Consider the following 230-nt stretch of genomic DNA (forward strand, 5'->3'; position numbering starts at 1 on the left):
GCCATGGACGGCAGCTGGGCCGCCGGCGACTGGAACATTGCCCACAATCCGGACGCCTGGGAGCTGATGTTCAACGAAGTGCCCGACGACAATCTCGGACTGGAATGGGAGCCCTGCCACCAGCTCGTCTATCTGATCGACCCGATACCGCAGATCCGCAAATGGGCGCCGCGCATCTTCCACGTGCACGGCAAGGACGCGACGGTGCGCTGGGACGTCATCCGCGAGCA

At 64.3% G+C, this 230-nt stretch carries 1 protein-coding gene; it reads left to right on the forward strand.

Going from position 1 to position 230, the window contains the following annotated elements; translation table 11 throughout:
- Window positions 1-230, forward strand: a 230-nt coding sequence (locus EOB49_RS36035; RefSeq protein WP_164782037.1) for a sugar phosphate isomerase/epimerase, incomplete at both ends; no start/stop codon positions are given.

The sequence above is a fragment of the Mesorhizobium sp. M7A.F.Ca.MR.148.00.0.0 genome, assembly GCF_003997735.1.
Taxonomy (GTDB): domain Bacteria; phylum Pseudomonadota; class Alphaproteobacteria; order Rhizobiales; family Rhizobiaceae; genus Mesorhizobium.